Annotated in this window: 14 protein-coding genes; 8 read left to right on the forward strand and 6 right to left on the reverse strand. The window is 70.3% G+C overall.

Annotated features, from left to right (window positions below):
• Nucleotides 1-44 precede the first annotated feature (44 nt).
• From mshC to M3330_RS00790, 5 genes are all read right to left on the reverse strand, one after another.
• A complete protein-coding gene (gene mshC, locus M3330_RS00770; protein WP_200360091.1) occupies nucleotides 45-1,286 on the reverse strand; it encodes a cysteine--1-D-myo-inosityl 2-amino-2-deoxy-alpha-D-glucopyranoside ligase in 1,242 nt (413 codons plus the stop codon).
• 75 nt (nucleotides 1,287-1,361) lie between these two features.
• Complete coding sequence (locus M3330_RS00775) at nucleotides 1,362-2,168, reverse strand: SCO1664 family protein (RefSeq protein WP_200360090.1); 807 nt, start codon at nucleotides 2,166-2,168, stop codon at nucleotides 1,362-1,364.
• Nucleotides 2,169-2,172: 4 nt separating this feature from the next.
• Complete coding sequence (locus M3330_RS00780; protein WP_006551966.1) at nucleotides 2,173-2,763, reverse strand: DUF3090 domain-containing protein; 591 nt, start codon at nucleotides 2,761-2,763, stop codon at nucleotides 2,173-2,175.
• A 45-nt stretch (nucleotides 2,764-2,808) separates the two neighbouring features.
• The gene (locus M3330_RS00785; RefSeq protein WP_033096651.1) at nucleotides 2,809-3,537 is read right to left on the reverse strand and encodes a histidine phosphatase family protein; all 729 of its coding nucleotides are present in this window, start codon (nucleotides 3,535-3,537) and stop codon (nucleotides 2,809-2,811) included.
• A gap of 36 nt (nucleotides 3,538-3,573) precedes the next feature.
• A complete protein-coding gene (locus tag M3330_RS00790; RefSeq protein WP_174556291.1) occupies nucleotides 3,574-4,419 on the reverse strand; it encodes an undecaprenyl-diphosphate phosphatase in 846 nt (281 codons plus the stop codon).
• Nucleotides 4,420-4,630: 211 nt separating this feature from the next.
• On the opposite strand from M3330_RS00790, the gene M3330_RS00795 reads away from it, so the two are divergent.
• From M3330_RS00795 to M3330_RS00830, 8 genes are all read left to right on the forward strand, one after another.
• Complete coding sequence (locus M3330_RS00795) at nucleotides 4,631-5,569, forward strand: aldo/keto reductase (RefSeq protein WP_006551962.1); 939 nt, start codon at nucleotides 4,631-4,633, stop codon at nucleotides 5,567-5,569.
• A 95-nt stretch (nucleotides 5,570-5,664) separates the two neighbouring features.
• Nucleotides 5,665-6,330 carry a heme oxygenase (biliverdin-producing) gene (locus tag M3330_RS00800; protein WP_006551961.1) on the forward strand — a complete coding sequence of 222 codons (666 nt, stop codon included), beginning with the start codon at nucleotides 5,665-5,667 and terminating at the stop codon, nucleotides 6,328-6,330.
• A gap of 3 nt (nucleotides 6,331-6,333) precedes the next feature.
• On the forward strand, nucleotides 6,334-7,359 hold the full coding sequence (locus tag M3330_RS00805; RefSeq protein ID WP_255026685.1) for a hemin ABC transporter substrate-binding protein: 1,026 nt from the start codon (nucleotides 6,334-6,336) through the stop codon (nucleotides 7,357-7,359).
• Between the two features lie 7 nt (nucleotides 7,360-7,366).
• Nucleotides 7,367-8,464 (forward strand): iron ABC transporter permease, encoded by a 1,098-nt coding sequence (locus tag M3330_RS00810; RefSeq protein ID WP_255026686.1) that lies wholly within the window; start codon nucleotides 7,367-7,369, stop codon nucleotides 8,462-8,464.
• The gene (locus M3330_RS00815) at nucleotides 8,455-9,327 is read left to right on the forward strand and encodes a heme ABC transporter ATP-binding protein (RefSeq protein ID WP_033096648.1); all 873 of its coding nucleotides are present in this window, start codon (nucleotides 8,455-8,457) and stop codon (nucleotides 9,325-9,327) included. The genes M3330_RS00810 and M3330_RS00815 overlap by 10 nt, the downstream gene beginning before the upstream one ends.
• A gap of 139 nt (nucleotides 9,328-9,466) precedes the next feature.
• Nucleotides 9,467-10,489 carry a hypothetical protein gene (locus tag M3330_RS00820; protein WP_231411579.1) on the forward strand — a complete coding sequence of 341 codons (1,023 nt, stop codon included), beginning with the start codon at nucleotides 9,467-9,469 and terminating at the stop codon, nucleotides 10,487-10,489.
• Nucleotides 10,489-10,743, forward strand: coding sequence for a DUF5703 family protein (locus tag M3330_RS00825; RefSeq protein ID WP_006551956.1), 255 nt, complete (start codon nucleotides 10,489-10,491; stop codon nucleotides 10,741-10,743). The genes M3330_RS00820 and M3330_RS00825 overlap by 1 nt, the downstream gene beginning before the upstream one ends.
• Nucleotides 10,744-10,789: 46 nt before the next feature.
• Nucleotides 10,790-11,860: a quinone-dependent dihydroorotate dehydrogenase gene (locus M3330_RS00830; RefSeq protein WP_255026690.1), complete on the forward strand. Its 1,071-nt coding sequence runs from the start codon at nucleotides 10,790-10,792 to the stop codon at nucleotides 11,858-11,860.
• A gap of 57 nt (nucleotides 11,861-11,917) precedes the next feature.
• Here M3330_RS00830 and M3330_RS00835 read toward each other — a convergent pair whose 3' ends face one another.
• Nucleotides 11,918-12,460 (reverse strand): YbhB/YbcL family Raf kinase inhibitor-like protein, encoded by a 543-nt coding sequence (locus tag M3330_RS00835; RefSeq protein ID WP_255026691.1) that lies wholly within the window; start codon nucleotides 12,458-12,460, stop codon nucleotides 11,918-11,920.
• Nucleotides 12,461-12,480: the final 20 nt, after the last annotated feature.

The raw sequence follows: 12,480 nt of genomic DNA on the forward strand, positions 1-12,480 counted from the left end.
CGTGGTTGTGGTAACACCCGCTACCACAACCACGCACCGACGCCTCAGCGCAGGTTCACACCAAGCAGCGCGTCGACCGCGTCGGCGAACAGACCCGGCGCCGATGCGTCGTCTCCCCCGCGCTCGACGGCGAAGGTCGCCCACCCGTCGAGGGCATCGAGGGCCTTCGGGGTGTCGAGGTCGTCGGCGAGGTGCTGGCGCAGGCGCGCGACCGTGTCCTCGGCGGAGGCGGCCGACGGCAGCGCCGCCGCCTGCTTCCACAACGCCAGTCGCGCCTCGGCGGCGGCGAGGACCTCGGACGTCCACGGACGGTCGACGCGGTAGTGCCCCGACAACAGCCCGAGCCGGATGGAGGCGGGGTCGACGCCCTCACCGCGCAGCTTGGAGACGAACACCAGATTGCCGCGCGACTTCGACATCTTCTCGCCGTCGAGGCCGATCATGCCGGTGTGCACGTAGTGCCGGGCGAAACGCCGATCGCCGGTGACGGCTTCGGCGTGCGCGGCGGAGTACTCGTGGTGCGGGAAGATCAGGTCGCTGCCGCCCCCCTGCACGTCGAAGCCGGAGCCGATGCGGTTGAGGGCGATGGCCGCGCACTCGATGTGCCAGCCGGGGCGTCCGTCACCGAAGGGCGACGGCCAGGCCGGTTCGCCGGGACGCTGCGCGCGCCACAGCAGGGCATCGAGCGGGTCGCGCTTGCCGGGACGCTCCGGGTCGCCGCCACGCTCGGCGAAGAACCGCATCATCGTGTCGTGGTCGTAGCCGGACTCGTAGCCGAACTGCTCGGTGGCGTCGGTCCGGAAGTAGACGTCGGGGTACTCGGCGTCGTCGACGATGTACGCCGCACCGGAAGCAACGAGCTTCTCGACGAGCTCGACGACCTCGTTCACCGACTCGACGGCACCGATGTAGTCGCGCGGAGGCAGCACCCGCAGCGCCTCCATGTCCTCGCGGAACAGCGCGGTCTCGCGCATGCCGAGGACGACCCAATCCTCACCGTCGCGCTCGGCGCGTTCGAACAGCGGGTCGTCGACGTCGGTGACGTTCTGCACGTAATGGACGTCGTGGCCGGCGTCGCGCCAGATGCGGTTGACCAGATCGAAGGTCAGGTAGGTGGCGGCATGGCCGAGGTGGGTGGCGTCGTAGGGGGTGATGCCGCACACGTACATCGTCGCGGTGCCGCCCGGGGTGACCGGACGCACCGCTCGGTCCGCGGTGTCGAACAACCGCAGCGGAGGCCCCTGACCGGGGACGGACGGGATCGCGACGTCGGACCAAGATTGCATGACTACGAGCCTAATGGAGTCGCGAAAGTGCTCCACGCGGGCACCCGGGCGTGCGGCAGGCGAACGGCCGCAGCCTCAGAAGGCGGGCCAGGGAATACGCCGGTCGCCGCGCGGATGCGGCATCACGGGGTGTTCGAGCAAGCGGGTGATCCTGCGCTGCAGGGCACGCACCTCGGTGGCGGTGATGTGCTCGCACAGTTCCTCGGCGAACCCACCGTCGAACCGGCGCAGCAGCTTGTCGAGGTCGGCGAGGAGAACCGGGTCGACCGGGTCGCCGCTCCATCCCCACAGGACGGTGCGCAGCTTGTCGTCCTGGTGCAGGCAGATGCCGTGATCGACGCCGTAGACGTGTCCGTCGAGACCTTCGAGGACGTGCCCACCTTTGCGGTCGGCGTTGTTGAGGACGACATCGAGCACCGCCATGCGTTGCAGGCGCGGATCGTCGGCGTGGGCGAGCACCACCTCGGCGCCGTCCAGATCGCGGGCACGCAGGATCGGCAGCCACCCCTGCGCGACCGCACCGGCCGGGCACAGGTCCACCAGATCCAGGCGTTCCGTTCCGCCCTGCGCGGAGTCGACCGTGTCGATCCAGCGCTGCACCATGCCGGGACCGTACGGGCCGTCGCGCAGCACGGTGAGCGGGATGACGTCCCAGCCGAGTGCCTCGGAGATCAGGTACGAGGCGACCTCGCGTCCGGCGAGGGTGCCGTCGGGGAAGTCCCACAACGGCCGCTCCCCGCGGACGGGTTTGTAGACGCACCGAACCTCGGTGTCGCCGAGCTGCGCGTCGCACACGAGGGTCGCGTTGCTTGCGTGTGCGATCTGCCCGACGACGTCGAGGTCGCCATCGGTCAGCACGCTCCGCACGTCCGGCGCCGTCACGCGGTCAGCTTTCTTCCTCGCCGAACCACGCGGCCGGATCGAATCCGGGGGTACGCAGGTAACCGTTGGTGCGGACGCAGATGTGTCCGTCGGCGCCGATCGGTTCGCCGCACAGCGGGCAGGGCGCGCGCCCGGCCGAGACGACGAGTTCGGAACGGGCCGCGAATTCGCGGGCCTGCACCGGGGTGAGGAATACCCGCACCGCGTCGGGACCTTCCTCGGTGTCGTCGAGCACCACGGACTCGTCGAGTTCGGTGTCGGTGACCGCGAGCAGCTCCACCACCACCGATCCGGCGTCGGCGTCCCAGCCCAGACCCATGGTGCCGACCCGGAACTCGGCCTCGATCGGTGTCACCAACGGGCTGACGTCGACCTCGGGGTCGTCGGGGATCACGGTGCCGAAGCGGCGCTGTACCTCTTCGAGCAACAGCCCCATCCGGTCGGCCAGGATCTGCACCTGCTGCTTCTCCAGAAGCACGCTCACTACACGGGACTCGTGCACGGCCTGCAGGTAGAACACCCGGTCGCCCGGTTCACCGACAGTGCCGGCGATGAACCGATCAGGTGTTCGAAACACGTGTATCGCGCGGGCCATCACACCTCCTCGAGTCCCCACACTCTGCCATGACGGACACTGCCATTATCCGCGTGCCGTCTCCTGTCGGTGCCCCTGCGGTGGGTCGCCGGGTTCCTCGACCGCGCCGGGCACTTCGCCGCCGGGCACGGACTTGGGTTCGGACGGCCCGGCAAGCCCGGACAGGTCCGAACCGGTGTCGTTCACGCGCAGCACGAACGGCCGGGTGTCGGTGTAGCGGACGACGCTGATCGACGCCGGCTCGGCGACGATCCGCTGGAAGCTGTCGAGATGCGTCGCGAGCGCGTCGGCGAGGATCGACTTGATGACGTCGCCGTGGCTGCACGCGATCCACACGACGTCCTTGCCGTGCGCCTCGCGCAGACGCCGGTCGTGTTCGCGGATCGCAGCGACCGCGCGGGACTGCACCTGCGCGAGCCCTTCACCGTCCGGGAAGACCGCTGCGGAGGCGTGCTGCTGCACGACCGCCCACTGCGGTTCCTTGACCAGTTCCTTCAGTTCGCGTCCGGTCCACTGCCCGTAGTCGACCTCGGCGAGTCGCTCATCGACGACCGGTTCGAGTCCACGATCGGTCGCCAGCGGCTGCACTGTCTGCCGGCACCGCAGCAGCGGCGACCGCACGATCTCGGTGATCTCGAGCCCGGCCAACCGGGTGACGAGATTCTTCGCCTGGACGTGGCCGACCTCGTCGAGTTCGACACCGGGGGAACGACCGGCCAACACGTGCGAGGTGTTCGCCGTCGACCGTCCGTGCCGCAGCAGGATGACCGTCATGCGCCCAGCCTAGAGGTACCGCCTGTCGGCAGCCTCTCAGGTGGCGGAGACCACGCCGGTGGCGAGCAGTCCGAGCACGATCACGCCGAGGATCACGCGGTAGCCGACGAACCAGTACATCGAGTGGTTGACGACGAAGCGCAGCAACCAGGCGATCGCAGCGTAGCCGACCGCGAAGGCGATCACGGTCGCGACGAGCAGCTGCGCCCCCGAGGCATTGAGCCCCTCCCCGGCCGGTTCGAAGGCGTCCGGCAGGCTGAACAGACCGGAGGCGACGACGGCGGGGATGGCGAGCAGGAACGAGTATCGGGCGGCAGCCTCGCGGGTGAGCCCGAGGAACAGACCGGCGGAGATGGTGCCGCCGGAGCGGGACACGCCGGGGATCAGGGCCAGCGCCTGCGCCGAACCCATGATCAGCCCGTCCTTGAGGGTGAGCTGACTCACGTCGCGCCGCTGTTTGCCGAAGTACTCGGCAGCTGCGATGACGATCGAAAACACGATGAGCATGGTGGCGACGAGCCACAGATTGCGGGCGACGGTGCGGATGTCGTCCTTGAACAGCACGCCGAGGATGCCGATCGGGATGGTGCCGAGGATGACGTACCAGCCCATCTTGTAATCGTGGTCGGAGCGGTGCTCCTTGTGGAACAGGCCGCGGAACCAGGCCCGCAGGATCCGCCAGATGTCCCCGGCGAAGAACACCAGAACGGCGGCCTCGGTGCCCAACTGGGTGACTGCCGTGAAGGACGCGCCGGCGTCCTCTCCGAAGAAGATCTCCGAGACGATCCGCAGGTGGCCGGACGAGGAGATCGGTAGGAACTCCGTGAGGCCCTGCACGATGCCGAGGACGATCGTCTGTAGCCAGGTCATCGATTCGCCGATCATGCGGCGACCCCCGGCACGAAGGCTGCGGTGGGGACGGATCGGTGGTCGCGGATGCAGGGAGCAGTTCTCACTCGGCGAAGGGTACGTGGAACCCGACCGGTCGGCGCGCCGGACGCTGCCGCGCGCCTGTTGCGCATTAGGGTGCAGTACCAGGGTCGTGGCCGAGCGCGGCGACGTCCCGTCGTGTCGGGAGGAAACGCGGACGGTTATGGAATACAGGACAGTCGGTGCGAGCGGCCTGCGGGTTTCACGGCTCGGCCTGGGCACCTTGACGTGGGGTCGTGGAACGGACGGCGACGAGGCCGCAGCCCAGTTGTCGGCCTTCGTCGATGTGGGCGGCACGCTCGTCGACACCTCCCCCGCCTACGGGGACGGGGTCGCGCAACGGATCCTCGCCGAGCTGCTCGACGACGTGGTGCCCCGCGACCAGCTGGTGCTGTCGGGCAGCTCCGGCATCGACACCACCACACTCGGTTCCGGCCGCGTGGACTGCTCCCGCTCGGGCCTGCTCAACCAGCTCGACGCGACCCTGCGTGAACTCGGCACCGACCACCTCGACGTGTGGCAGGTTGCGACGTGGGATCCGCACACCCCCGTCGACGAGGTGATGGACGCCCTCGAATTCGCCGTCACCAGCGGGCGCGTGCGATACGTCGGGGTGCGCGGCTATCTCGGCTGGCAGCTCGCGACCGCCGCGGCCGCGGCCCGGCGCCCGGCGCCGCTGATCAGCACGCAGGTCGAGTACTCCCTGCTCGCCCGCGGCGTCGAGGACGAGTTGATCCCCGCCGCGGCCCACCACGGCGTGGGTGTGTTCGCGGCCGTGCCGCTCGCCGGCGGTGTGCTCACCGGTAAGTACCGGTCGGGGGTGCCGGCGGATTCGCGCGGCGCCGACGACGTGCACACCGAGGAAGTGCGCCGTTATCTCACCGAATCCGCGGTGCGCGTGGTCGACGCGGTCGCCACGGCCGCCGACGGGCTGGGCACCTCCCCGCTGGCCGTCGCGCTGGCGTGGGTGCGCGACCGACCGCACGTGGCCTCGACGCTCGTGGGTGCCCGGGATCTCGCGCAACTGACCGGAGTGCTGGTCGCGGAGGAGTTGGCGTTGCCGCCGGCGATCGCCGCGGCGCTCGACGACGTGAGCGCGTGATCTCCGCGACACCGCCCGCACCCTGCCCTTATCCGGAAGGTTAGGCTAGCCTGCCGAGTACATTCGGTACAGGCAATGTGAGGGGAGGTCGGTCGATGGCCACGACCGAAGTCGTCGGATTCGCCGAACGGATCCGGCTCGAGACCCAGCAGGCGCACAGTGACACCGAGAACTCGGTGTTCGTCTCGGAACTGCTCGGCGGCAAGCTGTCGACCGAGGCCCACGCCGCGCTCATCGCGCAGACCTGGTTCGTCTACGACAGCCTCGAGCGGATCGGCCGCAGCTACGCCGACGACCCGATCGCCGGTCCCTTCCTCAGCGACGAACTGCTCCGCACCGCCGCGCTCGAAGCCGACCTCGACTTCCTCGTCGGCTCCGACTGGCGCGACCGCATCACGCCGCTGCCCGCAACGGTCGCCTACGTCGACCGGCTCGTGCAGGTCGCGGCGGTGTCCCCGGAAGCCTTCCTCGCGCATCACTATCTGCGCTATCTCGGCGACCTGTCCGGCGGCCAGATCATCCGCCGCATGCTCGAACGCGCCTACGGCTACGAGCGCGACGGGTTGCGCTTCTACATCTTCGACGGGATCCCGAAGACCAAGCCGTTCAAGGACGCCTACCGCGCGAAGCTCGACGCCGCACCGCTCGACGGCGACCAGCAACAGACCGTCATCGACGAGGCGAACCTCGTGTACGGGCTCAACGGTGCCCTGTTCGCCGACCTCGCGCGCGATATCGACCGGTATCGGGTGCGTGCCTGACCGATGTTCCGTTCCCTCCTCCGCCTCCCGGTCGCGCTGATCGCAGTGCTGGGTGTCCTCCTCGTCGCCGCATGCAGCGCCCCCACCACCGACGGCACGACCGTCACCGACGTCGCGACCGGTCCGCGCACCGCCGTGGTCGATGCCGAACCCGAGCCGATCACCTCCGACCCGGCACCCGCGCTGCCGGCCACGGTGCGCGGCGTGGACGGCGTCGAGACCACGATCACCGACATCTCCCGGATCGTGGTGGCCGACCGCTCCGGCACCCTGGCGCAGACCGTGTACGCCCTCGGACTCGGCGACAAGCTCGTCGGCCGCTCCACCGCGTCCTTCCCCGCGATCCAGGACGTCCCCAATGTCACCCCCGGCGGGCACGGTCTCAACGCCGAGGCGATCCTCGCGTTGAACCCGACCGTCATGCTCACCGACACCTCCATCGGTCCGCTCGCGGTGCAGGAACAGATCCGCGCGACCGGCGTGCCGGTGGTGTTCGTCGACCCGGAACGCTCCCTCGACACCGTCGCCGACGACATCGAGGCGGTCGCGGCCGCGCTCGGTGTGCCCGAGGCCGGCGCCGCGCTCGCGCAGCGGACGCTCGACGAGATCGCCGCGGCAAACGACTCGATTCCCGCCGACCATCCCGAACCCACCGTCGCCTTCCTCTATCTGCGCGGTTCGGCGATCAAGATGCTCGGCGGCCCCGGATCGGGGGCCGATGCGCTCGTCACGGCCGCCGGTGGTCGCGACGCCGGCATCCTCGCCGGCCTGGACTCGCAGTTCGTGCCCATCACCAGTGAGGCGATGATCGCCTCGGCGCCCGACATCATCCTGGTGATGACGCACAGCCTCGACTCGGTGGGCGGGCCGGAGGGGCTCTCACAACTCCCGGGGGTCGCGCAGACCCCGGCCGGGAAGACGGGCACCATCGTGGACATGGACGATTCGACCCTCCTCAGCTTCGGTCCGCAGACCGGCAAGGTCCTGGCCGCTCTGGTGGAGGCGTTCTACCCGTCGGACCGGTCGTGATCACCGGATGCCCGTGAGCGGAGAAATCACCGAGGCCACCGGCCTTCCCGAGCAGGCACTGCGGAAGGTCGGACGGGGACGCACCACCGTCGTCCTCGTCGGTCTCGTCGTTGCCCTGCTCGCCCTGGCCGTCGCGTCGGCGTGCCTCGGACAGGTGCCCACGAGCCCGGCCGAGGTGGTCGGCAGTCTGCTGCACCGCATCGGGTTGGACCTCGGCCCGGTGCCCGCGCATCCCGCCGGGGAAGTGACCTTGTGGGAGGTGCGCTTCCCGCGCGTGGTGCTCGCGATGCTCGTCGGTGCCGCCCTCGGCTGTTCCGGGGCGCTGTTGCAGGGCATCTTCGCCAATCCCCTCGCCGAACCCGGCGTGATCGGTGTGTCCTCCGGCGCCGCCGTCGGCGCGTCCGCGGTGATCGTGCTCGGCGGCGCATTCACCACCGGCTGGGCGCTGGCCGGCGCCGCACTCGTCTCCGGTCTGATCACCACCGTGCTGGTCTACGCGCTGTCCCGATCGAACGGACGCACGGAAGTCGTCACGGTGATCCTCACCGGCGTCGCCGTCAACGCCGTCGCCGGCGGGCTCATCGCGTTCTTCACCTTCGTCGCCAGTCCCGCCGCCCGCGACCAGATCGTGTTCTGGCAGCTCGGCAGTCTCGGCGGAGCCACCTGGGACATCGTCGCGGTGGTCGCGCCGCTGACCCTGGCCGGTGTGCTCGTCGCGGTCCTGCTCGCCCCGAAACTCGACCTGCTGGCGCTCGGCGAGAGCGTCGCCCGGCATCTGGGTGTGGACGTCGAACGCGTGCGGCAATTGTCGATCCTGGCGGTCGCCGTGCTGGTCAGCGGCGCCACCGCCTTCACCGGCATCATCATGTTCGTCGGCCTGGTCGTGCCGCACCTGATGCGCCTGGCTCTCGGCCCCGCCCACCGGGTGCTTGTCGTGGCGAGTGTGCTCGCCGGCGCGGTCGTCCTGCTCGCCGCCGACCTGGGGGCGCGCACGCTGGTCGAGAACGCCGACCTGCCGCTCGGCATGATCACCGCCCTCATCGGTGGCCCGGTCTTCTTCCTGATGCTGCGCCGCACCCGCGCGAAGCAGGGTGGATGGGCATGAGGCTGCTTCCCCGCTCCCTCGGAACCCCGGACGCGGCCGTCCCGGCCCGCTCGGCACCGGGCACCGCGACGATGCGCGCGGTGGCTGTGCGACTGCGGCGCGGAGAGCGGGAGATCCTGCACGGCGTCGACTTCGAGGTGCGCACCGGTGAGGTCGTCGCGCTCGTCGGCCCCAACGGGGCGGGCAAGTCCACCCTGCTCGCGGCGTTGTCCGGCGACCATCCGATCAGCGGCGGCACCGTCGAGGTCGAGGGCCGTGCCCTCGAGCGGTGGTCGTCGATCGCCCTGGCGCGCCGCCGCGCCGTGCTACCGCAGCAGCACACCGTCGGTTTCCCGTTCACCGCCCGGCAGGTCGTGCGGATGGGACGGGCCGCGTGGGCGCGCACCCCCAGACAGGACGACGACGACCGCATCGTCGCCGAGGCGTTCGGGACCTGCGACGTCGCCCATCTGGCCGACCGGCCGTTCCCCGCGCTGTCCGGCGGCGAACGCGCCCGGGTGGCGCTCGCGCGGGTGCTGGCCCAGGACACCGAGACACTGCTGCTCGACGAACCCACCGCAGCACTGGACCTCGGCCACCAGGAGGCGGTCATGCAGGTCGTGCGGGCCCGCGCCGACGACGGGCACGCCGTGGTCGTCGTGCTGCACGATCTCGGGCTGGCCGCCGCCTACGCCGACCGCGTCTGCGTGCTCGAACAGGGACGCATCGTCGCCGACGGCGCACCCGGCGACGTCCTCACCGAAGAGCTCCTCGGCCGCGTCTACCAGTACCCCGTGGCGATCGGCCGCCACCCCGAGACCGGCACCCCGCTCGTGTTGCCGCGACGTCCGAACCGCGACCGGTCCGCCTCGGCGCAGACCTGAGCAGCAGATCACATCCGGCCCGTCGGACGACCCACTGATTTCTTCCCCGCGACCGGCATCAGGAACACTGAAGGTCGGCGCGCCGGGCGCCGAAGCACGTCCGGCAGGTGCGAATCGAATCCGAGGACGAGGAGCAACGATGGGCAGAGCGGGGATCCGAGCGGTCACGATGGTGGGCGCGATCGCGATGGTCGTGCTGGCCGGCTGCTCGTCGGAGAGCACCCCGGACGTGCTGCAGACCATCGAACCCGCCACTCCTGCGGCCGCCCCCGAGGTCGGCCCGTCCCCTGCCGGCGACGTCCGTCCGCTCGACCTGCAGGTCGATGCGCTGGTCGTCGAACCGTCCACGGGTACCTTCGCCGCGCTCGTCGACGACGGAGCACGGGTCGCGTTGTTCGACGACATGGCGTTCGACGGTCCCGGGACGGAACCGCGCCTGGTGGGCCTGCCGTCGTCCGCCGCGACCGTTGTGACCGGCCCCGAGGGCAGTGTGCTCGCGCCCGTGTCCGGGGCCGTGCTGCGCATCGACGTCGCCGAGGGCGCCATCACCGAGGTCCCGGTCGACGGTAATGCCACGTCGGCGGCCGTGCTGTCCGACGGCCGCTGGGCCGTGGGCACCGACAACGGCCGCGTGCTCGTCGTCGACCCCGAATCCGGCGAGGTGGCCACCACCGTCGGTGGCCTCGCCTCCGTCGACGCCCTCGCCGTCACCGGTGACGCCGTCGCGGCGCTCGACCGCCGGCAGACCTCCCTCACCGAGCTCGACCTCGCCGACGCCCATCTCGGGCCCGCGCTGCGTGCCGGCGAAGGTGCGACGCAGCTGACCACCGACCCCTTCGGACGCGTCGTGATCACCGACACCACCGGCGACGAACTGCTCGTCTACACCCTCGACGCGATCGTCCTGCGGCAGCGTTATCCCGTCGGGCCCGCCCCGTACGCTGTGACCTACGACGAGACGCGGGACCTGATCTGGGTGACTCTGACCGGCAGCAACGAGGTCGTGGGCTACGATCTTTCGACCGGGATCCCGCGAGAACGCCACCGCTTCGCAACGGTGCGGCAACCGAATTCGATCGCCGTCGATCCGGCCGATGCGGCACTGGTGATCGCGTCGGCAACCGGTGACGGACTGCAACGGATCCCGATCGAAGGACAGTGATGGCGAACGAGCGACTCGGCCGGTTGACCCGGATGCCTGTCGGTTGGGACACCAGCAACGACGAATACGAATACGTGCCGCTCAAGCTGCCCCGGGACGTGTCCCGGGTGAGCGCGTCGATGCGTCTGGCGATCTCCGCCGAATTCCACGGCTGGGAACTCACCCGGGTGCGCCTGTATCCGGACGGGAGCCGGCGGGTGCTGCTGCGCCGCCGCAAGACCGCCCATCACGTCCCCGAACCCACCGTTGGTTGATAACAGATCCCGGACCGTCGTGGACCGGGCTTGCAGGGAGTAGTTCGTGTACCGCTATCTTCTTCGGCTCATGTTCCTGTTGCCGCCGGAACGAGCCCACCACCTCGCCTTCCTCGCGATGCGCTGGTCGACTCGCGTCGGGCCGCTGCGCGCCCTGGTGGCGAAGGTGCTCGTCACCGACGACCCCATCCTCCGCAACACCGTCTTCGGCGTGCAGTTCCCCACGCCGGTGGGCCTGGCGGCCGGTTTCGACAAGGACGCGACCGGTGTCGACGTGTGGGGTCCGCTCGGATTCGGGTTCGCCGAGATCGGCACCGTCACCGCCCAGGCACAGCCGGGCAATCCGCAGCCGCGACTGTTCCGCCTCCCCGAGGACCGGGCGATCGTGAACCGGATGGGATTCAACAACCACGGTGCCGGGGAGGCCGCCAATCGGCTGCGGCAGCGCCGCCGCACCGTCCCCATCGGCGCGAACATCGGCAAGACGAAGGTCGTGCCGGCCGAGCAGGCCGCCGAGGACTACACCGAGAGCGCACGACTCCTCGGCCCGCTCGCCGACTTCGTGGTCGTCAACGTCTCCTCCCCCAACACCCCGGGCCTGCGGGATCTGCAGGCCGTCGAGTCGCTGCGCCCGATCCTGGCCGCGGTGCTGGACACCGTGACGGTGCCGGTGCTCGTGAAGATCGCCCCCGACCTGTCCGACGAGGACGTCGACGCGGTGGCCGACCTGGCACTCGAACTCGGGCTCGCCGGCATCGTCGCCACCAACACCACCATCCGCCGCGACGGATTGAACACTCCGCAGAGCCGCATCGAGGAGATCGGCGCGGGCGGCCTGTCGGGCGCCCCGGTCGCCGAGCGCTCCCTCGAGGTGCTGCGCCGACTGCGCGTGCGGGTCGGCGATCGACTCACCCTGATCTCGGTGGGTGGCATCGAAACCCCGGAGCAGGCGTTCGAGCGCATCCTCGCCGGCGCGTCGCTGGTCCAGGTTTACACCGGCTTCATCTACGGCGGTCCGTTCTGGGCGCGGCGCATCAACCGCGGCATCGCCCGCAAGCTGCGCGCGCACGGCTACCGCTCCATCGCCGACGCGGTGGGCGCCACCGCACGGGTCTGACCTGCAACGGACGGGGCCCGGGTCGCATTCGACCCGGGCCCCGTCCGTCACGACCTGTCAGCGCACCTCGTAGGTGCCGGTCAGCAGACCGCGGGCGATGGCGTGCCCGAAGACGTTGAAGCCGAGGAAGGCCGGGCTCGACTCGGGCGTGACACCCTCGAGCGCCTCGACGTCGAGTGCGTGCACCGCGACGATGTAGCGATGGTGGCCGTGGCCGGCCGGCGGAGCGGCACCGATGAACCCGTGGGCTCCGCCGTCGTGGCGCAGCGTGACGGCCTGCTCCGGAAGAGCGTCCGAGTCGGCGCTACCCGCACCCGCCGGCAGCTCCGTGACCGAGGCCGGGATGTTCGCGACGGCCCAGTGCCAGAAACCCGACGCCGTGGGGGCGTCCGGATCGAACACCGTGACGACGAAGCTCTTCGTCTCGGCGGGGAAACCCGACCAGGACAGCTGCGGGGAGACGTCGCCGCCCCCGGGGATTCCGAACGCACCGCTGGCCTGCGGGAGTTTCCATTCCTCGCCCTCGGCGAAGTCCGCGCTGGTCACCTCGAAGATGGGCAGCTCGGGCAGGAACGTGTACGGGTCGTAATCGAAAGCCATTCCGGTCCTTTCGTGGCGGT

The sequence above is a fragment of the Rhodococcus sp. GA1 genome, assembly GCF_024321955.1.
In the GTDB taxonomy this organism is placed as follows: domain Bacteria; phylum Actinomycetota; class Actinomycetes; order Mycobacteriales; family Mycobacteriaceae; genus Rhodococcus; species Rhodococcus pyridinivorans.

What these genes read in the sequence shown, in the direction of transcription:
- M3330_RS00780 (WP_006551966.1), bottom strand. Translation starts at nt 2,763, where the DNA reads ATGGCCCGCGCGATACACGTGTTTCGAACACCTGATCGGTTCATCGCC.
- M3330_RS00795 (WP_006551962.1), top strand. Translation starts at nt 4,631, where the DNA reads ATGGAATACAGGACAGTCGGTGCGAGCGGCCTGCGGGTTTCACGGCTC.
- M3330_RS00805 (WP_255026685.1), top strand. Translation starts at nt 6,334, where the DNA reads ATGTTCCGTTCCCTCCTCCGCCTCCCGGTCGCGCTGATCGCAGTGCTG.
- M3330_RS00815 (WP_033096648.1), top strand. Translation starts at nt 8,455, where the DNA reads ATGGGCATGAGGCTGCTTCCCCGCTCCCTCGGAACCCCGGACGCGGCC.
- M3330_RS00835 (WP_255026691.1), bottom strand. Translation starts at nt 12,460, where the DNA reads ATGGCTTTCGATTACGACCCGTACACGTTCCTGCCCGAGCTGCCCATC.
- M3330_RS00800 (WP_006551961.1), top strand. Translation starts at nt 5,665, where the DNA reads ATGGCCACGACCGAAGTCGTCGGATTCGCCGAACGGATCCGGCTCGAG.
- M3330_RS00820 (WP_231411579.1), top strand. Translation starts at nt 9,467, where the DNA reads ATGGGCAGAGCGGGGATCCGAGCGGTCACGATGGTGGGCGCGATCGCG.
- M3330_RS00785 (WP_033096651.1), bottom strand. Translation starts at nt 3,537, where the DNA reads ATGACGGTCATCCTGCTGCGGCACGGACGGTCGACGGCGAACACCTCG.
- M3330_RS00825 (WP_006551956.1), top strand. Translation starts at nt 10,489, where the DNA reads ATGGCGAACGAGCGACTCGGCCGGTTGACCCGGATGCCTGTCGGTTGG.
- mshC (WP_200360091.1), bottom strand. Translation starts at nt 1,286, where the DNA reads ATGCAATCTTGGTCCGACGTCGCGATCCCGTCCGTCCCCGGTCAGGGG.
- M3330_RS00810 (WP_255026686.1), top strand. Translation starts at nt 7,367, where the DNA reads ATGCCCGTGAGCGGAGAAATCACCGAGGCCACCGGCCTTCCCGAGCAG.